The following is a 19,802-nucleotide window of genomic DNA, read 5'->3' on the forward strand; positions in this document are numbered from 1 at the left end:
CCGGAATTGGCCGGAGTACCGCCCTGTGGGCGGCCTTCCAACCGGTACCGTTCCTTGTACGACGTCTTGTCAGCACGTCGTACAGGGGGAGTGGTGAGCGGCATAGTCGTGCATCTGCCGCAGGGGAGCGGCGGCGGCGCCGACGGGGAGCCGGGCGGCGAGGCGGTGACGTTGCGGCTCGGACCGGGCGAGGTCGCGCGGTTCGGACGCGGCTCGGCGAAGACCCCGGTCGAACTGCGGCTCGCCGACGAGGCGATCTCCCGGCTGGCCGGGGAGATCCGGGTCACCGACGACCACTGGCAGCTGACCAACCACAGCACCACGCAGGCCTATCTCGTGGAGAACCCGGAGGGGGCCGGCGAGTACCTGCGGGTGTCGCCGCGCCGGGCCGGGGCGCCGATCCCGTTCGAGTTCTCGCGGGTGGTGCTGCCCACGCGGCGCGGCACCACCGTCTCCTTCCAGGTGTTCGCGCCCGATCACGTCTACCTGGACCCGCCCGGCACGGGCGGCTCCTGGGCGAGCCGTACCGTCACGGCGTACTCCCTGGACGAGACGGCCACGTACTTCCTCGTGCTCGTCGCCCTCTGCGAACCCTGGCTGCGCGACCAGTCGCCGGTCGCGGTGCCCACCACCCCGCAGGTCGTCGAGCGGCTGCGGGGCCATGCCACCGGAGGGCGGCTGACGGCGCGCGCGGTCAGCTCGCACATCGACTACCTGGCCGACGAGAAACTGCGGATCGGCGTCGCGGCCGCCGCGCCCGAAACCGGCGCGGGAGGCGTGCCCGGGGCGGGCGACCGCCGCAACGGGAAGCGGGACGCCGTCGTCGGGCTCGCCCTGAAGTTCGCCGTCGTGCGGGAGGAACACCTCGCGTTGCTGCCGCCCCGGGCCGAAGCGGGCGCGCGGGGGCGGTAGGCGACGTGATGCGGTTGCAGGGGCCGGGGGGTCCGGGCGGTCCGGACGCCTCGTGGGACAGCGGCCACACCGAACTGCTGCCCCCGGGCCATCGGGTGGGCGACTGGGTGGTCACCGAGCCCATCGGGGCCGGGGGCTGGGCCACCGTGTACGCGGGACGGCGGTCGGCGGCCGACGGGCCGGGGGCGGCCGCGGAGACCCGCGAGGTGGCCCTCAAGATCATGCCGACCTCCGGGCTCGCACCGCGCCAGGCCCGGGGCGTGGCCGAGGCGGCCCGGCGCGAGGTCGAGATCGGGGTACGCGCGGGCCATCCGCGGCTCGTCCGGCTGCTGGACAGCACCGTCCTCAGCGCACCGGAGCAGCCGGAACTCGACGGCGCGATCGTCCTGGTCATGGAGCGGGCCCGGGGCAGCCTGCGCGACCTGCTCGGCTCGGGGATCACCGAGGCCGAGGGCGCCCGGCTGATCGCCGGGATCTGCGAGGGGCTGGCCCATCTGCACCGCGCCGGGTGGGTGCACGCCGATCTCAAGCCCGAGAACGTCCTCATCGGCGAGGACGGTTCGGTCAAGCTCTCCGACTTCGGCCTCGCCGCCGAGCTGACCACCGGCACGCACGGGCACGGGCCCCCGATGGGCACCCTGGACTACCTGCCGCCCGAGCGCTGGAGGGCACCGCTCGGGGAGCTGGGCGTGGAGATCCGTCCCAGCGCCGACATCTGGGCCCTGGGCATCGTGATCCACGAGGTGTTCGCCTCGGGTGCCCCGCTGTTCTCCGGTGCCACACCGGTCGCGCGGGGCGCCGCCGTACAGGAGTACGCGGCGGGGCGCGCGCCCCTGCGCATGGCCAACGGCGTCCCGGAGTTCTGGCGCGCCCTGGCCACCGACTGCCTCGCCCCGACGCACGCCGCCCGCGCGGCGCACACCGCGGAGAGCCTGCTGGAGCGGATCGAGGCCCGGCGGGCGGGCGGTTGCGCCCCCCGGAGCAGGAGGGGCCGCCTTCGGCGGACGGCGCGCACCGCCCTCCTCGTCCTCGCGGCATGCGGGGCGGCCGGTTCCGCGATCTGGTCGTACGCGGGGCACTCCGCCCGGGAGGGGGTCGGCGCCGCGCGCGTCGGTACCGCCGAACCACCGCTCCAGGTGAGGGTGTTCAATGCCGAAAGCGCCTGCCGGGACCGTACGGACCGGGACCCGCGGTGCAGCCTCGGCCTGGCGATCGACCCCCTGCGGCCGTACATCGCCGGGAACGTCGTGCCGACCCGGGTCTGGCACGCCGACGTCCTCGACGCCGACTGCCAGCTCCTGAGCGGCGAAGTGGTCATCGACGAATCGGACACGCGGTCCACGCACTGGTTCCGGGTCCGCCTGCCGAGCGCGGACCCGGCCGGGGCGAAGGCGGCCGTCGGCTGGCTGCCGGCGGTGCGGACGAAGGACCGCCCGCCCCTCCCGAGGTGTCCGGCCCCCCGGGGCGTCACCTCACCGTGACTCCCGCCGAACGGCTGACAACCGCCCTTCCGCGGTACAGAATTTGGGCAGCTGACGTCGGGGGGCGGTCATGGGGCGCGCATCGCGGGCATGGTGGGTGGGGATACCCGTCCTTCTGGCGGGGCTGTTCTTCTGGTGGGCCTCGTACGCCACCACGATCATCGTGTGGGAGGGCCGCAAACTCCTGTCCTGGCTGGCCGCGCCCCTGCTGCTCCTCGCCCTCCTCCTGCTGGTGGGCCTGGTGCTGAAGCGCGTCCGCGGCGGGCGGGGCGGCGGTGCGGGCGGCGGGAGCGCCGGGGTGGTCCTCGGCTGGATGGGCGCAGTCCTCGGGCTGGGCCTGGGGATCTGGTGGCTGGTGTACGGGTCGTACCTCCAGGACCGGGCGTACATGCAGAACGTGCAGATCGTGAGCGAACCGGTGCCCGAACTGGCGGCCCGGGCGCCCTACGTGGTCGGGAAGGCGCAGGCCGCCCCGCACCTCGGCGACGTCACCGGCGAGATCTCCGACATCACCTACCTGCCCGACGCGGACCGCTTCGCGACCCTCGTCGAGCGGCGCGGCTGGCTCTCCGGATACGAGGTCGGCCTGGAGCAGGACGTCCCGCTCGGCGGCAACAGCCGCAGCCAGCAACGCTGTTCCTTCGACATCGACAAGGCCGACGCGCGGATCGGCGGCTGGTTCGGCCACAACCTGGGGCGCCGGATCTCGGCCCGGCAGCGCTGGGTGCGCTTCGACGCCGACGACGCGTACGTGACCTGTCAGGGCGACACCCCGACCGTGGTCGTCCCCCTCAAACGCCAGACCGGGATCCTGGTGGTGACCGAACGGCCCGCCGGACTCGCGCTCTACGACGGGAAGACCGGCAAGCTCACCATCACCACCGACACGGCGAAGGTGCCCGGTCCCTCCTATCCGCTCAGCCTCGCGGCCCGGCAGCGGGAGGGGACCGCCGCCGTCGGCAGCTTCAGCGACTGGTGGTTCGAGCGCAGCGGCTGGGACGCCTCCGAGGACGGGGCCAACGCGGGCAACGAGTCGGAGTTCACCCTCCAGTACCGCGATGCCAGCGGGCGCAGCGCGTACGTCACCCCCCTCACCCCGCAGGGGGAGGCCAGCTCGGTGGTGGCCGTCTCGACCGTGCCGACCCGCCACCAGGGCCGCGGACTGGCCCCGATGACCGTGCACCGGCTCAACCCGACCTGGTCCTCGCCCAAGGCGCTCGTCGCGCTGATCAAGGCCGAGTACCGCGACGTCTGCTGCTACAACGACGACCAGGTGTTCGAGGTGGTGCCGACCGGCGGCAGCACCTGGACCGCCACGGTCGGCAGCGAGCAGAACATCCGGTACCGGGTCGAGGGCCGCGGCCAGGTGGGCGGGCGCGAGGCGACCTGTCTGAAGGCCGCCGACGGAGCCCTCATCAAGTGCGCGTACGCGGCGCCCGGTTCGCCGGAGGAGCAGGAGCTCCGGCGCCGGGAGCAGGAGAAACAGCAACAGCAGCAGGCGGGCCCGAGTCCGGGCGGCGCCAAGGACCCCGGCGATCTCACCACGTACACGCCCGAGCAACTAGCCGACCTCCAGAAGCGGGTGTCCGACGAGGTGGTCCGCCGGCTGAAGGGCGGCGGATAGGGCGCCGCGTCGCGGCGGCCACCGGCCGGGGCGAGAGCTCCGCCCCGGCCGGTGGGCGGTCGGTCAGGCGGCCGCCGGAGCCGCGAGGGCCGGCAGGTCCGCGTCGGCGTCCGTGAGCAGCTCCATGAGCGAGGTGCGGGCGCGGGCCACGCGGGAGCGGACCGTGCCGATCGGACAGCCGAGCGCGCTCGCCACCTCCGCGTACGGCAGCCCCAGGACCTGGGTGAGGACGAAGACCGCGCGGCGTTCGGCGGGGATCGTCCCCAGCAGCTCCGCCAGGGCGATCCCGTCCTCGAAGCCGGGCAGGTCGCGCGGCTGGGCCCGTTCGGCGGCGCTCTGCCAGTCGTCCCGGTCCGAGATCCGGGGGCGGGCCGCCTTGTGGCGGAGGCTGTCGATCACGGTGCGCCGGGCGATCGAGAGCAGCCACGTACGGGCCGAGGAGCGGCCCTCGAAGCGGTGCAGGCTGCCCAGGGCGCGCAGGAACGTCTCCTGGGTCAGGTCGTCCGCCGACTGCGGATCGGAGCTGAGGTAGGCCACGTAGCGCCGGACGTCGCGGTGCAGGGCGCGTACGAAACGGTCCACCGCGTCGGGGTCGCCGCCGCGCGCGGCGAGCGCCAGCAGGGTCGTCGGCTCGTCCGGGCCGCCGTGGTGGCGCGGGGGTGCCGTCTCGGCCGTGGTCGGCAGGGGAAGCAGGGCAGGGGTCATCGCCTGAGGTCCTTCCGGGATTCCGGACTCCGGGTCCGGCGCCGCGTACCCACCGCGGGCGCGGGGGCGGGGCGGGCCGGTGAGCGGTACGGCCCGCCGGACGGCGAGGCCGATGACCGAGGCGCGCAGCGCAGCGGCGGCGCGCGTCGGTGAGCCGGCTGTCAGATGACAGCGGTCCCGGGAGGCGGACCCCGTGAAGTGAGGGCGTGGACGAGCAGGAGCCCGCGCAGCGGCCGTGCGCGGAGGTCCGGGCAGATCCGGCGGCGCGGGAGGCCGGCGGGTACGGGCGGCCGGAAGGCCCGTCGAAGCGGTACGAGCAGCAGGCCGGCCAGGGCCCGCAGGACGCGGAACGCGCCCTGCTCCCCGTACGCGAGCCAGAGCCCGCAGAGCAGGGCGGCGAGCAGGTGGGCGGCCAGCATGCCGGTCGGTGAGGCGGAGGCGACGCCGTGCCCGGAGGACATCGGCAGCGGCATCGGCAGTTGCATCTGCAGGGGTGTCTGCATCGGCATGCTCATGCCGCTGTCGGCCATCGTGTGCGCCGCGTGGTGGGCGTGCCCGCCCGCACCGGGCGGCGGAGCCGGGGCCGTCGACGGGCGGACGGCCGCATGGGCCAGGGAGAACGCGGTGTGCAGGGCGGCCTGGGCGGCGACGGTCGCGCAGGTGACGGCCAGGAGGCCGCGTTCACGATCGGCGAGGATCCAGGCGACCCCTCCGGTGGCCGCCGCGGCGACCGCCATCGCCCACCAGGGGACGGTCTGCCCCGACATGAGGAGGTGGCCGAGGGAGGCGAGCAGCACGCAGATGGCCGCGAACAAGGCGGCCCTGAAGGCGCGGCAACACCGGTCGGGAATCATGGCGGGCTCATCGTCGCACCGCTCTCAAGAGGGCCACAGGGGGGCGCCGAGAATTGGCACGACCGGACAAAACCACATGTGTCCTACGCCACAACAGCATCCGGGAACCCATGAGTTCGCCGCCCCGACTCCTGCCGTGGACCGAAATGACGGCCATGGAACGGAGTCAGTGGTGGCGGAGCGGACGGCATCGGCGAAGACCGCCGCAGCGGCGGCGGACGGCCGGCTGACGGCGCTGCTCACCAGTGCCATGGCCTTCTCGATGCTCCAGCTGTTCCTGCTCGGCGCGTTCGGTCCGCGGCTCGTGGACGGGGCGGGGGTCTCGCCGACCGTCCTCGGCCTGACGACCACGATCGGCTTCGGGGCGGCCGCCCTGCTCTCGCCCGTCGGCGGGCGCATGGTGGACCGGACGGGCCCGCGCCGCTCCCTCGTGGTCCTGCTGCTGGTGTCGGGGGCCGCGCTCGCGCTCATCGGCGCGGCGCCCGGCCCGGGCTTCCTCCTCGCGGCCGTGGCGCTGGGCGGGCTGCCGCAGGCGCTCGCCAACCCCGCGACCAACAAGGCGATCCTGGCCGCGGTCCCGCCCGCCCGGCGCGGCTCGGTGACCGGTATGAAGCAGTCCGGAGTCCAGCTCGGCGCGTTCGCCGCCGGGTTGCCGCTGGCGGCGCTGGCCGGCGCCATCGGCTGGCGCGGCGCCGTGTGGACGGCCGCCGCCGCGGCCGCGCTGGCCGCCCTCTGGGCGCACCGCGCCCTGCCCGCCGACCCGCCGGCGGGGTCCGCGCCACCGCGCGCCCCGCTCGTCCCGCGCGGCGCCATCGCCTGGCTGACGGTCTTCTCCCTCTTCCTGGGCTGCGCGATAGCCTCGGTCAACACGTACGTGGCCCTCTTCGGCACCCGGGAGCTGGGCATGGGGCCGACGGCGGCTGCGGCCCTGGTGGCCGTCCTCGGCGTCGCGGGCATCGCCGGCCGGGTGGGCTGGTCGAAGGCGGCGCGGCCGGGGCGCGCCGAGTGGCTGCCCGGCGCTCTGGCGGCAGGCGCCGTACCGGCCGCCTGCCTGCTGGCCGCCGCGCTGTACGCGCACCAGCTGGTCTGGGTAGCGGTCGTCGCCGTGGGGGTGTTCGCCGTCTCCGGCAACGCCGTCTCGATGGTGCTGGTGATGCAGCGGGCCGCCCCCGGCCGGGCCGGCCAGGACTCCGCGCTCGTCGCCGCCGGGTTCTTCGCCGGTTTCGCGGTCGGTCCGGTGCTGTTCGGCCGGCTCGCGCAGGAGGGCCGGTACGGGCCAGGCTGGCTGCTGGTCGCCGCGGAGTTCGCCGCGGCCGCGGCCGTCGCGACGGCCTGGGCCGTACGGGAACGGCGGCGCGGCCCGCGTACGGAGGCAGCCGCGTGACCCCCGCGAACTGGGCCGGGCGGGCGCTGGCCGACGTACTCGACCGGGCCGCCGTCACCCGTACCGAGACCGGCGACCGGTTCCCGCTGTACGCCGACCCGGAGACCGGCCGCTGGACCACCACCGGACGCGGTGCGTGGACCGGCGGGTTCTGGGCCGGACTGCTGTGGCTGCGGGCCCGGCACACCGGGGCGGCGGCCGACCGGGCGGCCGCCGCCGCGTGCACGGCCCGGCTGGCCGAGTGGATCGAGGCCGACACCGCGACGCGCGGGCTGATCCTCTGGTACGGCACGGCGTTCGCCGACGGTGACCTCGGAGCGCGGGAGCTGCGGGCCCGGGCGGCCGGGGCCGCGTTGGCCGCGCTCGACCCCGAACTCGGCCTGGTGCCCTGGGGATCGGCCTTCGGCGGCCCCCGGCTGCTGGCCAGGGTCGACGGCGTACCCGGCATGGTGGGGCTGCTCGCCGCCGCCGGCCCGGACGGCGAACGGGCCGCCGCCTCCCACCTGCACCGGCACCTCGACCTGTGCCTCGGTGCGGGCGCACGCACCGTACCGGCCTGGGAGTTCGACGCGGGGGCGGGCTGGCGGGCGTACCGGGAGCCGCGGGCCGGCTGGAGCCGGGGCGACGCCTGGCTGCTGCTGGCGGTGGCCGACGCCCTGCACCGGCCCGGGGTGGCCCGGATCGCCCCCGACCGGCTGGAGGCCGCGGCGGAGCGGCTGGCCGACGCCTGGACCCGTCCCTGCACCCCCCTCGTCCCCCTCGCGGACGAGGGGCGGCCGGCCGGCCCGCTGGACACCTCGGCCGCCGCCATCGCGGCCGTGGCGCTGCTGAAACTCGCCCGCGTTCCGGGCTGCCGGGCCGCGTCGCAGTACGCGTACCGGGCGGCCGCGATCCTGGAGCGCCTGGTGGGCGAGCACCTCACCCGGGGCATGCTGCTGGACGGCTGCTACGACGCGGGAAAGGGCCTGGCGGCCCGGCACGAGCTGGTGTGGGGCGACTTCTTCCTCGCGCTCGGCCTGGCGGCCCTGACGGGCCTGGTCGGTACCGGGGAGATCTAGGGGGTGTCCGCGAAGTGGCGGCGTCCGCCCGCAGGGCGGGCTGCCGGGCGCCGCGGGGCAGGCGGGACTATGCGGACACCCCCTAGCTAGGGGGTGTCATCCTCGTACGTGCGCAGGACCCGGCGGGCCACCGAAGTGACGTGGAGCTCGTCGGGGCCGTCGAGGATGCGGGCCGCGCGGCCGGTGCGCAGCAGCGCCGGGAGCGGGGTGTCGGGACCGAGCCCGGCCGCGCCGTGGACCTGGACGGCCGCGTCCACGACCCGCTCCAGCATGCGGGCCGCGGCGACCTTGGCCAGCCCCACCTCCACGTGCGCGTCCAGGCCGGCGGCGATCTTCGCCGCGGCCTCGTGGACCAGCGGGCGGGTGCTGCGCAGGGCGAGCAGCGCCTCGAAGACATGGCTCTGCACGAGCTGGTGGCCGGCCAGCGGACCGCGCGATCCCGTACGGGAGCCGGCGCGCACGCACATCAGGTCGAAGGCGCGCTGCGCCTGGCCGAGCCAGCGCAGGCAGCGCAGGGTCCGGCCCAGCCGAAGTCGTTCCGCGGCGATGGTCAAGGCCTGTCCGCGCCCGCCCAGGAGGTGGTCGGCGTCCACGCAGACCTGCTCGAAGCCGATCTCCCACTGGCCGCGGGCTCCGAGCACGGGCAGTTCCCGTACGACGCGGAATCCGGGGGAATCCGTGGGGACGACCAGCAGGGACAGTCCCTCGCGATCTCCCGGTTCCCCGTCGGTCCGGGCGAGGACGGTCACCAGATCGGCCCCGCCCGCTCCCGAGACGAACCATTTGCGGCCGCTGACGCGCCAGCTCCCGTCGGGCTGCTCCTCGGCGCGGGTCGAGGTACCGGACGGGTCGGTGCCCGGGGTGTCCGGTTCGGTCATCGCGTAGCAGGCGCGCAGCCCGCCGGCGGCCAGCCGCGCCGGGTACCGGTCGCGGATCCGGTCGCCGCCGTGCTTCCAGAGCATGGTGGCGTCGAGCAGGGACGCGGAGCCGAGGGCCGCCGGTCCGTGGTCGCTGGCCCCCTCGGCCTCGGCGAGCCGGGCGTACCGGGCGAAGGGGAGCCCCTGGCCGCCGAGTTCTGCGGGGAGCGGCAGTCCCCACAGCCCCTCCTGCCTGGCCTGTGCCTGCAACTCCCGCAAGGCGGCCGCGGCTTGCGGGCCGCCCGCGTCGAGTACGGGCTCACAGGGCATGACGCGGCTCCGGACGAACTGCGCGACCCGGTCCCTCAACGCGTCTTCCTGGCTCTCCACCGCATTCCTCCCATGTGCCGGGAACCCGTGGGAACGACAGTCCGACTGACTTCCCGGGGAACTGGTCGGGCGCGCAGCCGGCTTGGTTCCCGTGTCGCGCACATCCGAGCAGAGGAGAGGCATGGCTTCACCAGCCGTCACCCGTACGGTCCGGCCGCTCGAAGGACTGCACCTCACCGCCTCGGGACCGCCCGAGCTGTCCGGACCGGCCCTGGAGCACCTCAGGCTCCTCGGTGCCGGAGCGGGAGCGGGAGCGGAGGCGGGAGCCGAGACGGCGAGGAGACCCGACCCGGCCGAGCCCCGCGACCGGGGTACGGCGCGCATCGCCCTGTCCGGGGGCGATTTCGGCCGCCAGGACGCGATCGTGCGCTGGTCGGCGAACCCGGCCGGCGGTATGACCGACGAGGCGACCGTCCAGGCCGCCACCGGCATCATGGCCGTCCACGGGCGGCGCGACGGCGCCCCCCGCGGCCTGGCCGTGGACTTCGCCGCCACCGCCACGGGGGTGCTCGCCGTACAGGGGCTGCTCGCCGGGCTGCTGGCCCAGGCCCGCGGCGGCCGGGCCGCCAGGGTGACCACGAGCGCCGACCGGGCCGGACTGCTGGCGGTCTCCCAGTACCTCGCCGCGTCCGGTGCCGACGAGGGCGAGGCCGCCGAACTGGCTCCCGGGGGACCCCCGTTCACATCCTCCGACGGAGTGCTCTTCGAGCTGGAGACCCTCGATCCGGGCGCCTGGGCCGCGTTCTGGCGGGCCCTGGAGGCTCCCTTCGGCGCCGTGCGGGCCGGGTGGCGGCCGTTCCAGTTCCGGTACGCCACCGCCTGTGCCCCCTTCCCGGCGGCCCTGCACACCACCGCCCGTACGCACACCTGGCGGCGGATCGAGGCGGCCGCCGCGGCCTGCGGCGCCGAGGTCTGCCGCCTGCGGACCCTCGACGAGCGCGCCGCCGAACACGACGGCGCAGCGCCCTGGTCCCTCACCCCGTACGGATCCGGCCCCCGGTCCCGGTTCGCGCCCCGCGAGCCCGGCCCGCCCCGCCCCGGGCGGCCGCTGGCCGGGCTGACCGTGCTCGAAGCGGGCCGCCGGATCCAGGCCCCGCTCGCCGCACACCTGCTGGGCCTGCTCGGCGCCGAGGTCGTACGGATCGAGCCCCCGGGCGGCGACCCGCTGCGCGGGATGCCGCCCGCCTGCTCCGGGACCTCCGCCCGCTGGCTCGCGCTGAACCGCGGCAAGAAGGCCGTCGAGGTGGACATCAAGTCGGCCGCCGATCGGCGCCGGCTGCGCGAGATGGCCGTCGGGGCGGACGTCTTCCTGCACAACTGGGCCCCCGGCAAGGCGGCCGCGCTGGGTCTCGACTCGGCCCATCTGGCGGCCGTGAACCCCGGGCTCGTCTACGCGTACACGGGCGGCTGGGCGGGCCGGATCCGCGACGCCCCGATGGGTACGGACTTCATGGTCCAGGCCCGCACCGGCGTCGGCGAGGCCGCCCGGCCGCGGGACGAGCCGCCCGCGCCCTCCCTGATGACCCTGCTCGACGTGCTGGGCGGACTGCTCGGCGCCGAAGCCGTCCTGGCGGGGCTGCTGCTGCGCGAGCGCAACGGCGGAGCGGGCGTCCGCGTCGACTCCTCCCTGCTCGGAGCCGCCGACGCGCTCACCGCCCCCGCCCTGCGCCGGGCGCTGCGCGGGCAGGACCCGCGCCGGCCGGCCGGCTTCCGCCGCCCGCTGCGCACCGCGGACGGCTGGATCGCCCCCACCGACACCTGTGCGCCCGCGGCCGGCGCGTACGACCTGAGCGAACTGCCCACCACCGCGGCCCTGGCGCAGCTGCGCGCCCACGGCCTGTCCGCGACCGCGGTCACCGCCGATCCGGGCGACCTGCGTCACGACCGGCGCTTCCCCGGCTCGATCAGCCGCGACGCGCACGGCGCCCCGGCCGTCCCCGACCCCTGGAGCTTCCTGTGACCGTCGCCCTGCACGATCTGCTGCCCGCCGGCCTCCGCCGCGGCTGGGCGGTCGAAGGGACCTGCCCCGACCTCGACCTCTACAGCCTGTTCCGGGCCCGTCAGATCGCCGACCCGCACGCCACCGCCGTCATCGACGACAAGGGCAAGCTCTGCCGCACCGCGCTGGACCGCAAGGTGCGCCGTCTGGCCGCCGGGCTCGCCGGCCTCGGCGTACGGCCCGGGGAGGTCGTCGGCGTGCAGCTCCCCAACGGCCGGGGCGCGGTCATCGCCGATCTGGCCCTGGCCGCCCTGGGCGCGGTGGCGCTGCCCTTCCCGGTCGGCCGGGGACGCCTGGAGGCCGGAGCGCTGCTGCGCAGGGCGGAGGCCGTCGCGGTCATCGCGGCCGTCGAACACCGGGGCGGCCGCCCTGCCGCCGAACTCCTCGCCCTGGCCCCGGCCCTGCCCGAGCTGCACCATGTCATCGCCGCCGGGCGGGTCGGGAGCGCACCTGAAGGAACGATTGCCCTGACGGGGCTGCTTCGCTCCGACCCGGCCGCCTTCGTGCCCGCCCGCCCCGACCCCGACAGCGCCGCCCGCATCCTCGTCTCCTCGGGCTCGGAGGCGGATCCGAAGATGGTCGCCTACTCCCACAACGCGCTCGCCGGGGGCCGGGGCAACTTCCTGGCGTCGCTCATGCCCGAAGGGGCCCCGCCGCGCTGCCTGTTCCTCGTACCGCTCGGATCGGCGTTCGGCTCCAACGGCACCGCCGTCACGCTCGCCCGGCACGGCGGAACGCTGGTCCTGCTCGACCACTTCACCCCGGAGTCCGCCCTCGCCGCCATCCGCGAGCACCGGCCGACGCACGTCCTGGGCGTTCCGACGATGGTCCGCATGATGCTGGACCGGTTGGAGGGCCTCGCACCCGGGCGGGAGGAACTGCCCGCGCCCACCGCCCTGGTCCTCGGCGGCTCGGCCCTGGACGAGACCACGGCCGGGGATGCCGCCCGCGCCTTCGGCTGCCCGGTCGTCAACCTCTACGGCTCGGCCGACGGGGTCAACTGTCACACCGGCCTGCGAGAAGAAGCCCCGGAGGCCGGCTCCACTGGTGTGGTGGCGGGCCGCCCCGACCCCCGGGTCGCGGACATCCGCATCACCGACCCCGACACGCACGAGCGGCTCCCGGACGGGGAGATCGGCGAGATCGTCGCCCGAGGTCCCATGACCCCGATGTGCTACGTCGGCGCCCCGGAGCTGGACGCCCGCTACCGCACCCCCGAGGGCTGGGTCCGCACCGGCGACCTGGGCGTGATCGGCGGGGACGGGGTGCTGCGCCTCGTCGGCCGCCTCAAGGACATCGTGATCCGCGGCGGGGCCAACATCAGCCCCGCCGAGGTGGAGCGGGAGCTCGCCTCGCACCCCCGGGTACGGGACGTGGTGTGCGTCGGCGTCCCGGACCGGCTGATGGGCGAGCGCCTCGCGGCCTGCGTCGTACCGCGCGGTCCCGAGGCCCCCACCCTCGCGTCACTCGGCGAGCACCTCGCGGGCCGCGGGCTCGAACAGCGCAAGCACCCCGAACGCCTGCTGGTGATCGCGGAACTCCCCCTCACGCCCGCCGGCAAACCCGACCGCGCCGCCCTGCGCGAGCGGCTCACGGGGCCCGGGCCCACCGCCGCCGCGGCGGCCCCCGCCCCTCCGCTGGCCCACGCGGGCTGACGGAGCCGGGCGGTACGGCGGCGCAGGACGCGCACGAAGGGCGGGAGGGCAACCGGAGCCGCTCTCCCGCCCTTCGTGCGCGCCGGACGGTCAGGAGCCGCCCGCGGCCTTCTTCAGTTCGGCCGCCGCGTTGCGGTAGACCGGCAGCAAGTCCAGGTCCGTGCCCGGATAGTTGACGATCTCGATCTGCCGGGCGCCCGAGTCGGGCAGGACGGTCCCGGTCGTCATGTGGGCGTTGTCCAGGACCAAGGACGGTTTCTTCCCGGAGAGTTCGGCGAGCTGCTCGGGGGTGACGGCCTCCGGGCCGTACGTGCCGACCGGCGCGGCCCCGGCCAGCTTCGCGGACCACACGGTGAACACCTGGCTGACGACGGCCGGGCTCTTGCCGCCCGGCCAGGACCCCTGGACCTCCTTCGACAGCTTCGCGTACTCGGCGTCGAAGGACGCCGTCCACCCCGCGGCGGTCTCCTCGGTGCCGAACAGCTCGCCCAGTCTGGCCACTTCGGCCTTGACCTTGTCGGCGTCGTTGTCGAGGTCCACCTCGACCAGTTCGGCCTTCGAGCCGGCCGCCTCCTTGATCTTCGCCGCGTACGGTTCGAAGGGGGCGTAGAGCACGAAGTCGGCCTTGCCCACGGCCGCGAGGTCGGAGGGCTTGGGGTCGTAGTCCGGGGCGTGGTGCACCGACTGGGGCACGATCACCCTCACGTCCCGGGCTCCGGCGGCCTTGGCGAAGGCGCCCTCCCAGGCGGTGGTGACCACGACGACCGGCTGCCCGCCCCGGCGGGCGGTCGTGCCGTCCTTCGAAGCGGTGTCGGAGTCGCCGCCGGTGCCGCCGGCACCGCCGTTGCCGCAGCCGGCGACCAGTGCCGTCAGCGCCGCGCTCAGTGCGAGGAGGGAAGCGAATCGGACGCGGATGCGCGCCATGTGCTGATGCTCCGTTCGGGGACGAGATGGACCGCGAGGACGAGCGCCCCCGCGGTGAGGACGAGGACCGGACCCGGTGGCCAGTCGAGCCGCAGGGCGACCAGGAAACCGGTGAGGTTCACCGCCACCCCGATGCCGACCGCCCACAGGGTGATCGACCGCAGCGAGGTGCCCAGGCGGCGTGCCGCGAGCGCGGGCAGCAGGGTGAGGGCGTCGACGAGCAGCGCGCCGGTGAGCTTGATCGCCCCGGCGACCGCCACCGCGACCAGGACCAGCAGGACGACCGTCAGCGCCCGCACCGGGACACCCGAACACTGGGCCAGCTCACGGTCGTACAGCAGCAGGGCCACATCGCGCCGCCGCCACCACAGCAGTCCCGGTACGAGGACCGCCAGCGCGCCGAGCACCACGAGATCGGCGGTGCCCACGGACAGGATCGAGCCCCACAGGAGGGCGAACGCACCGGAGGCGTTGACCCCCGACACGGCGAGCACGAGCAGCGCGGCCGCGATGGCCAGGCTCATCAGCAGGCCCATCGCCCCGGACAGTCCGTCGGGGGTACGGGCGAGCGGCGCCACCCCGGCCCCCGCCAGGGCGCAGGCGACCAGCGCGCACAGCATCGGATCGAGCCCGGTCAGCAGCCCGATCGCGATGCCCAGCAGGGCGACGTGCATCATCGCGAAGCGCACCGGCATGATGTCGAGACCGACGATGACCACGCCGACCACCGGCAGGCCGACCGCCGCCAGCACCAGGGCGAAGCCCGCCCGCCGGACGGGGAGCAGATGGAGCAGCTCACCGAGGTCGGCGGCGGCGAGGGCGTCCGCGAGGATCACGCGACCTCCCGCAGGCGGCCCGCGGCCATCTCCAGTACGCGGTCACAGCGCCGGGCGAGCGCCCGGTCGTGCGTCACCACGACGAGGGTCACCGGCAGGGCGGCCAGCACGTCGGCGGCCTCCTCCTGGCCGCCGAAGTCCAGCGCCGCCGTCGGCTCGTCGGCCAGCAGCACCTCGGCCCCGGCCGCCACCGCTCCGATCGCCCGGGCCAGGTACATCCGCTGCAACTGCCCGCCCGACAGCGTGTGCAGGGGCCGGCCGAGCAGCGCGCCGACGCCCAGTTTGCGCGCCGCTTCGGCGGCCTCGGCGGGGGCGCCGCCGCTGGCCAGCAGCTCGTCCCCGAGGAGCGGGAACCGGCCGGCCGCCGGCTTCTGCGGGATCCAGGCGCAGGAGCGCCGCCGCCAGGCCCATTCGGCGGCCGATCCGGTGCCGCGGCCGCCGACCAGGATGCTGCCGGACACCTGGCGGTGCAGTCCGAGGACCGCGCGCAGCAGTGTGGTCTTGCCCGAGCCGTTGGTCCCGGTCAGCGCGACGCGTTCGCCCGCCGCGATCTCCAGGTCCACGTCGGCGACCGCTTCGACGCGGCCGTGGCGGCAGGCGACCCCCCGCATGCGTACGTCCAGCCCGCCCATCCGTGGCCCTCCCGTCGTCCGGTGCCGGGTGGTTCCCCGCACGCGGAGGTGGTCGGACGCGGGCCCGTGCTGGTTCCGGGTCCGGTCAGGCGGATGCGGCCGGGTCCGAGGCCGGGGCGGGCGCCGGATCGTCCCCGCCCTGGTCGAGGCGGAACGGCGGGTACTCGTCCGTCATCAGCGCGGCGTACGCGGCGACGCGCAGCACCCACCGGTGCAGCCCCACGATCAGCTCGAAAAGGCCCCGCGGGTAGGTGGAGGTGAAGGCCAGCGCCACCACCGCGAAGAGGGCCAGCAGAGTGATCAGACCGCCGCCCGCGCACCAGCCGTGGCGCATGCCGCCGGTGAAGAAGCCGATGACCAGGTACTGGGGGATGGCCAGCAGCCACCACTTCACCAGGACCAGGGGCCGCGACAGGCGCTCCGGGTAGGCGATCTCCAGGCGCGCCGGGTAGCCGGGCTCCGGGCCGAGGCTGAAGGGCGGGTACCGGTCGGTGGCGAGGGCCCCGTACGCGTAGTACGAGACCCGCCACGACCAGCGGAGCACGCCCACGTTGAAGTCGAACAGGGCGCGGGGGTAGCGCTCGGTGAACAGGATCGCGAAGAAGGCGATCACGCTGACCACGATGAAGGCGATCCAGAGGAAGAACAGCACGATGTAGTGCGGGATCGCCAGGATCCACTTGACCAGCCAGAGCCAGCGCGACAGCGGGCTGTCGAGGTCGGCGAACACCCTGACCGAGCGGTACGAAGAAACGTTGGCGGACATGATTGCGTCACCGTCCGTGTCCGGCGTCGTGGGCCCCCCGGACCTCGTGCCTCCATCATCCGCGCCGTACGGGGCATGCTCCAGTCGGGGTTCGGCCGCCGGGTGTCCGGATCTGACAGACAACCGTCATTGCGGCCGCCTGTCCGCCCGGCCAGGATGGACACATGTCCACGCCCCACCGCGTCGTGATCGCGGTCTTCCCCGATGTCGACCTGCTCGACGTCACCGGCCCCGCCGAGGTCTTCGCCCTCGCCGGCCGGGCGGCCGGGCGCCGGCTGTACGACGTGCGCCTGGCGGGTCCGGACGGCGGCCAGGTCACCACCTCGGCCGGCGTCCGGCTGGTCACCGACCTCTCCTTCGACGAGGTCGGGGCCGCCGTGGACACCCTCGTGGTGCCCGGCGCCGTCGAGATGACCGAGGAGGGTCCGGTCGCGCGGGTCGACGAGGAGGTGGTGCGCTGGATCGGCGCCACCGCCCCGCACGCCGCGCGCGTGGCCTCGGTGTGCGTCGGCGCCCACCTGCTGGCGGCCGCCGGCCTGCTGGACGGGCGCCGGGCCACCACCCACTGGTCCACGGCCGGCCAGCTGTCGGCCGAGCACCCGCGGGTCGAGGTCGATCCGGACCCGATCTTCGTCCGGTCGGGCCGGGTGTGGACCGGGGCCGGGATCAGCGCCTGCATGGACCTGACGCTGGCCCTGGTGGCCGAGGACCACGGCGAGGAACTGGCCCTCGCGGTGGCCCGGCAACTGGTCATGTACCTCAAGCGGCAGGGCGGCCAGAGCCAGTTCAGCGTGCCGCTCAGCCGCCCGGCGGCCTCCCGCCGGGACATCGACGCCCTGCGCGCCCACATCACCGAGAACCTCGGCGCGGACCTGTCGGCGGCGGCGCTCGCGGCGCGGATGAGCCTGAGCGAGCGCCATTTCGCCCGTACGTTCCGCAAGGAGCTGGGCACCAGCCCCGCCGCCTACGTGGAGGCCGTACGGGTGGAAGCCGCCCGGCGGCTGCTGGAGACCACCGACCAGCCGTTGGAACAGGTCGCCGCGGCGGCGGGCCTGGGCTCGGTGGAGACCCTGCACAGGGCCTTCCGCAAGCAGATCGCCACGACCCCGGCCGCCTACCGCCGCCGTTTCCGCACGGCCCACTGACCTTCACGCCGGCCGACGCTCACCACCCACCCACCCACCGTTCCCACCCTTGACCGCCCGGCGCGATCGCGCGCCGAGCCGCGGCTTCGCCGTGCCCGTTTCCCGAGAGAAGGACGATCCGACATGTCTGCATCCACCCCCTCCACCCCCTCCACCCCCTCCACCACTCTGCGCGAGGTGTTCGGTCTGCCCGGCACGCTGCCCCGGCTGGCCGAGTCCACCCTGATCATGATCGACTTCCAGAACACCTACCGCTCCGGCGTGATGGCCCTGGAGGGCGCCGAGGAGGCCCTGGCTGCCGGCGCCCGGCTGCTGGCCGCGGCCCGGGCCGCCTCGGCCCCCGTCATCCACGTCGTCAACGACGGCGGCGAGGGCACCCCGTACGACATCCGGGCCGAGACCGGCGCCATCAGCGCCGAGGTCGCGCCGCTGGACGGGGAGCCGGTCGTGGTCAAGCAGGTCCCGAACGCCTTCCACGCCACCGAGCTGGAGAAGACCCTTCAGCAGCTGGGCGCCGGCCCGGACCTGGTCATCGCCGGCTTCATGACCCACATGTGCGTCACGTTCACCGCCCAGGGCGCCTTCAACCTGGGCTACCGCCCGACCGTCGTCGCCGAGGCCACCGCGACGCGTGCGCTCACGGCGCCCGACGGCACCCCGGTCCCGGCCGCCACCCTCCGGGCGGCGAGCCTCACCACGATCGCCGACCTCTTCGGCCCGGTGGCCCCCACGGTCGACTCCCTCCCGGTCTGACGCCCAGGAACGAGGAAGGGGTCCCGGACCGTCGGTCCCGGACCGACGGTCCGGGACCCCTCCGGGGTGCCGGCCCGCCGTACGCGGACCGCCGTCAGTGGATGACGCTGAAGCTGCGCCACGGGAGGCTGACCGGGGCCGTGACGTTCGAGAGCGTGGTGGCGACGTAGACGCCGTCGTTGCCCAAGGGCGTGCTGCAGTCGAGCGTCCGGTACAGCACGACGTCGACGAGGGTGTTGTTCTCCACGTGGGTGGCCCCCTTCGGGAGGGAGATCCTGTGGCACCCCTTCACCGAGGTGTTCGAGTAGCTCAGCTCCACCGGCGAGTCGTGGCCGCGGAACGTCAGCATGCCGACGGTGCTCCGGCCCAGGCCCGAGCAGGCGGTGGCGGTCAGCAGCAGTGCTGCGGCCGCGGTGATGACGCCGATACGCCGGCTGTGGGACATGGCGCGGTCCTCGTCTGTGCGGTGGTGACTGCCTTGCCCACAGACTGCCCCGGCCCGGCACGGGCGGCATCCGGTGCTCGGCCGGGCGGATGAACGCGGGTGCGCCGGGAAGGGACTCGGCCATGACCACCGACCTTCGCATCGGCGTCCTCGGATACGGGCTGCGCGGCAGCATCGCCCGCACCGCACACCGGCCCGGCCGCGGCGCGGCCGTCACCGCCGTCGCGGATCCCGATCCGCGGGCCAGGGCGGACGCCGCCGCGGCCTTCGAGGGCGCGCGCACCACCGCCGATCCCGCGGCCGTCATCGAGGATCCGGACATCGACGCCGTCCTCGTCCTGACCCCCGACCACACCCACGCCGAGCTGGCCTGCCGGACGCTCCTCGCCCGCAAGCCCGCCTTCGTAGAGAAACCGCTCGCCATCACCGTCGACGGTTGCGACGCGATCCTGCGCACCGCCCGCGCCACGGGCACCCGCCTGTACGTCGGGCACAACATGCGCCACATGCCCGTCGTACGGATGATGCGCGAGCTGATCGGGGCCGGTGCCATCGGCCGGGTGCGGACGGTCTGGGTCCGGCACTTCGTCGGCTACGGAGGCGACTGGTACTTCAAGGACTGGCACGCCGAGCGGCGCCACACCACCGGCCTGCTGCTCCAGAAGGCCGCGCACGACATCGACGTACTGCACTGGCTGGCCGGCTCCTACACCGAGGACGTCCAGGCGATGGGCGACCTGATGGTCTACGGGGAGAACCCGCACCGGCGGGCCCCCGGCGAGCCCAAGACGGAGGACTGGTACACCGAGGACGGCCACTGGCCCCCGCACACCCAGCGCGGCCTCAACCCCGTCATCGACGTCGAGGACGTCTCGCTGCTCAACCTGCGCCTCGCGGGCGGGGTGCTCGCCGCCTACCAGCAATGCCATTTCACCCCCGACTACTGGCGCAACTACACCGTCATCGGCGACGCCGGCCGCCTGGAGAACTTCGGCGACGGTCCGGGCGCCGAGGTCCGGGTCTGGAACGCCCGCCGCTCCGGATACCGGGCCGAGCCGGACACCACCCACACCGTCCCCGACGCGGACGCCGCGGGCGGGCACGGCGGCGCCGACCCGCTGCTCATCGACGAGTTCCTGCGCTTCGTACGGCACGGGGGAGCGACGGACACCTCGCCGGTCGCCGCCCGGATGGCGGTCGCGGTGGGCTGCCTGGCGACGGAGTCCCTGCGCGGCGGCGGCGCGCCCCGGCGGGTGCCGCCGCTCGAACCGGGCCTCGCCGCGTACTTCGACCGGGGCCAGGCCGGGTCGCGAGGCGGCGGCTGAACGGCCACCCACCGGCCGCGCGTTTGCCCAAGAGTTCCCCAAGGGCGGGCCCGCCTC

The 19,802-nt window shown here is 75.1% G+C and carries 18 protein-coding genes; 10 read left to right on the top strand and 8 right to left on the bottom strand.

Annotated features, from left to right (window positions below):
• The first annotated feature begins 93 nt into the window (after nt 1–93).
• The 3 genes from AB0M92_RS22680 (at nt 94) to AB0M92_RS22690 (ending at nt 4,017) form a co-directional block, all read left to right on the top strand.
• The gene (locus tag AB0M92_RS22680) at nt 94–912 is read left to right on the top strand and encodes a serine/threonine protein kinase (protein ID WP_366104083.1); all 819 of its coding nucleotides are present in this window, start codon (nt 94–96) and stop codon (nt 910–912) included.
• 8 nt (nt 913–920) lie between these two features.
• Entirely contained in the window at nt 921–2,393 is a 1,473-nt protein-coding gene (locus tag AB0M92_RS22685) for a serine/threonine-protein kinase (RefSeq protein ID WP_366104084.1), read from the top strand.
• A gap of 70 nt (nt 2,394–2,463) precedes the next feature.
• Nucleotides 2,464–4,017: a hypothetical protein gene (locus tag AB0M92_RS22690; RefSeq protein WP_366104085.1), complete on the top strand. Its 1,554-nt coding sequence runs from the start codon at nt 2,464–2,466 to the stop codon at nt 4,015–4,017.
• Nucleotides 4,018–4,080: 63 nt separating this feature from the next.
• Here the strand turns inward: AB0M92_RS22690 and AB0M92_RS22695 are convergent, their stop codons facing one another.
• Both AB0M92_RS22695 and AB0M92_RS22700 read right to left on the bottom strand, forming a co-directional pair.
• Nucleotides 4,081–4,722, bottom strand: coding sequence for a sigma-70 family RNA polymerase sigma factor (locus tag AB0M92_RS22695; RefSeq protein WP_366104086.1), 642 nt, complete (start codon nt 4,720–4,722; stop codon nt 4,081–4,083).
• Between the two features lie 161 nt (nt 4,723–4,883).
• Nucleotides 4,884–5,576: a hypothetical protein gene (locus tag AB0M92_RS22700; protein WP_366104087.1), complete on the bottom strand. Its 693-nt coding sequence runs from the start codon at nt 5,574–5,576 to the stop codon at nt 4,884–4,886.
• Between the two features lie 250 nt (nt 5,577–5,826).
• Here AB0M92_RS22700 and AB0M92_RS22705 point away from each other — a divergent pair, with 250 nt between their 5' ends.
• Both AB0M92_RS22705 and AB0M92_RS22710 read left to right on the top strand, forming a co-directional pair.
• The gene (locus tag AB0M92_RS22705; RefSeq protein ID WP_366104136.1) at nt 5,827–6,960 is read left to right on the top strand and encodes an MFS transporter; all 1,134 of its coding nucleotides are present in this window, start codon (nt 5,827–5,829) and stop codon (nt 6,958–6,960) included.
• A complete protein-coding gene (locus tag AB0M92_RS22710) occupies nt 6,957–8,018 on the top strand; it encodes a sugar ABC transporter permease (protein WP_366104088.1) in 1,062 nt (353 codons plus the stop codon). Before AB0M92_RS22705 ends, AB0M92_RS22710 begins: the two co-directional genes overlap by 4 nt.
• An 86-nt stretch (nt 8,019–8,104) precedes the next feature.
• Here the strand turns inward: AB0M92_RS22710 and AB0M92_RS22715 are convergent, their stop codons facing one another.
• The gene (locus tag AB0M92_RS22715; protein ID WP_366104089.1) at nt 8,105–9,265 is read right to left on the bottom strand and encodes an acyl-CoA dehydrogenase family protein; all 1,161 of its coding nucleotides are present in this window, start codon (nt 9,263–9,265) and stop codon (nt 8,105–8,107) included.
• A 121-nt stretch (nt 9,266–9,386) separates the two neighbouring features.
• Between AB0M92_RS22715 and AB0M92_RS22720 the strand changes: the two genes are divergently transcribed.
• Both AB0M92_RS22720 and AB0M92_RS22725 read left to right on the top strand, forming a co-directional pair.
• Nucleotides 9,387–11,225: a CoA transferase gene (locus tag AB0M92_RS22720; protein ID WP_366104090.1), complete on the top strand. Its 1,839-nt coding sequence runs from the start codon at nt 9,387–9,389 to the stop codon at nt 11,223–11,225.
• Nucleotides 11,222–12,919 carry a class I adenylate-forming enzyme family protein gene (locus AB0M92_RS22725; protein WP_366104091.1) on the top strand — a complete coding sequence of 566 codons (1,698 nt, stop codon included), beginning with the start codon at nt 11,222–11,224 and terminating at the stop codon, nt 12,917–12,919. The genes AB0M92_RS22720 and AB0M92_RS22725 overlap by 4 nt, the downstream gene beginning before the upstream one ends.
• 90 nt (nt 12,920–13,009) lie before the next feature.
• On the opposite strand, the gene AB0M92_RS22730 is transcribed toward AB0M92_RS22725, so the two are convergent.
• The 4 genes from AB0M92_RS22730 to AB0M92_RS22745 form a co-directional block, all read right to left on the bottom strand.
• A complete protein-coding gene (locus AB0M92_RS22730) occupies nt 13,010–13,843 on the bottom strand; it encodes an ABC transporter substrate-binding protein (protein WP_366104092.1) in 834 nt (277 codons plus the stop codon).
• Nucleotides 13,801–14,679, bottom strand: coding sequence for a metal ABC transporter permease (locus AB0M92_RS22735; protein WP_366104093.1), 879 nt, complete (start codon nt 14,677–14,679; stop codon nt 13,801–13,803). Before AB0M92_RS22735 ends, AB0M92_RS22730 begins: the two co-directional genes overlap by 43 nt.
• On the bottom strand, nt 14,676–15,311 hold the full coding sequence (locus tag AB0M92_RS22740; RefSeq protein WP_366104094.1) for an ATP-binding cassette domain-containing protein: 636 nt from the start codon (nt 15,309–15,311) through the stop codon (nt 14,676–14,678). Before AB0M92_RS22740 ends, AB0M92_RS22735 begins: the two co-directional genes overlap by 4 nt.
• A gap of 85 nt (nt 15,312–15,396) precedes the next feature.
• Complete coding sequence (locus AB0M92_RS22745) at nt 15,397–16,077, bottom strand: DUF4389 domain-containing protein (protein WP_366104095.1); 681 nt, start codon at nt 16,075–16,077, stop codon at nt 15,397–15,399.
• 164 nt (nt 16,078–16,241) lie between these two features.
• Between AB0M92_RS22745 and AB0M92_RS22750 the strand changes: the two genes are divergently transcribed.
• Both AB0M92_RS22750 and AB0M92_RS22755 read left to right on the top strand, forming a co-directional pair.
• On the top strand, nt 16,242–17,222 hold the full coding sequence (locus tag AB0M92_RS22750) for a helix-turn-helix domain-containing protein (protein ID WP_366104096.1): 981 nt from the start codon (nt 16,242–16,244) through the stop codon (nt 17,220–17,222).
• A 123-nt stretch (nt 17,223–17,345) separates the two neighbouring features.
• Nucleotides 17,346–17,975, top strand: coding sequence for an isochorismatase family protein (locus tag AB0M92_RS22755; protein ID WP_366104097.1), 630 nt, complete (start codon nt 17,346–17,348; stop codon nt 17,973–17,975).
• 94 nt (nt 17,976–18,069) lie between these two features.
• Here AB0M92_RS22755 and AB0M92_RS22760 read toward each other — a convergent pair whose 3' ends face one another.
• Entirely contained in the window at nt 18,070–18,420 is a 351-nt protein-coding gene (locus AB0M92_RS22760) for a hypothetical protein (protein ID WP_366104098.1), read from the bottom strand.
• 122 nt (nt 18,421–18,542) lie between these two features.
• On the opposite strand from AB0M92_RS22760, the gene AB0M92_RS22765 reads away from it, so the two are divergent.
• A complete protein-coding gene (locus AB0M92_RS22765; RefSeq protein ID WP_366104099.1) occupies nt 18,543–19,745 on the top strand; it encodes a Gfo/Idh/MocA family oxidoreductase in 1,203 nt (400 codons plus the stop codon).
• Nucleotides 19,746–19,802 lie beyond the last annotated feature (57 nt).

It is taken from the genome of Streptomyces sp. NPDC051582, from assembly GCF_040681715.1.
Taxonomy (GTDB): domain Bacteria; phylum Actinomycetota; class Actinomycetes; order Streptomycetales; family Streptomycetaceae; genus Streptomyces.

Coding starts and splice junctions, on each gene's coding strand:
- AB0M92_RS22730 (WP_366104092.1), bottom strand. CDS start 13,843: ATGGCGCGCATCCGCGTCCGATTCGCTTCCCTCCTCGCACTGAGCGCG.
- AB0M92_RS22695 (WP_366104086.1), bottom strand. CDS start 4,722: ATGACCCCTGCCCTGCTTCCCCTGCCGACCACGGCCGAGACGGCACCC.
- AB0M92_RS22745 (WP_366104095.1), bottom strand. CDS start 16,077: ATGTCCGCCAACGTTTCTTCGTACCGCTCGGTCAGGGTGTTCGCCGAC.
- AB0M92_RS22720 (WP_366104090.1), top strand. CDS start 9,387: ATGGCTTCACCAGCCGTCACCCGTACGGTCCGGCCGCTCGAAGGACTG.
- AB0M92_RS22740 (WP_366104094.1), bottom strand. CDS start 15,311: ATGGGCGGGCTGGACGTACGCATGCGGGGGGTCGCCTGCCGCCACGGC.
- AB0M92_RS22685 (WP_366104084.1), top strand. CDS start 921: ATGCGGTTGCAGGGGCCGGGGGGTCCGGGCGGTCCGGACGCCTCGTGG.
- AB0M92_RS22705 (WP_366104136.1), top strand. CDS start 5,827: ATGGCCTTCTCGATGCTCCAGCTGTTCCTGCTCGGCGCGTTCGGTCCG.
- AB0M92_RS22750 (WP_366104096.1), top strand. CDS start 16,242: ATGTCCACGCCCCACCGCGTCGTGATCGCGGTCTTCCCCGATGTCGAC.
- AB0M92_RS22755 (WP_366104097.1), top strand. CDS start 17,346: ATGTCTGCATCCACCCCCTCCACCCCCTCCACCCCCTCCACCACTCTG.
- AB0M92_RS22700 (WP_366104087.1), bottom strand. CDS start 5,576: ATGATTCCCGACCGGTGTTGCCGCGCCTTCAGGGCCGCCTTGTTCGCG.
- AB0M92_RS22690 (WP_366104085.1), top strand. CDS start 2,464: ATGGGGCGCGCATCGCGGGCATGGTGGGTGGGGATACCCGTCCTTCTG.
- AB0M92_RS22760 (WP_366104098.1), bottom strand. CDS start 18,420: ATGTCCCACAGCCGGCGTATCGGCGTCATCACCGCGGCCGCAGCACTG.
- AB0M92_RS22765 (WP_366104099.1), top strand. CDS start 18,543: ATGACCACCGACCTTCGCATCGGCGTCCTCGGATACGGGCTGCGCGGC.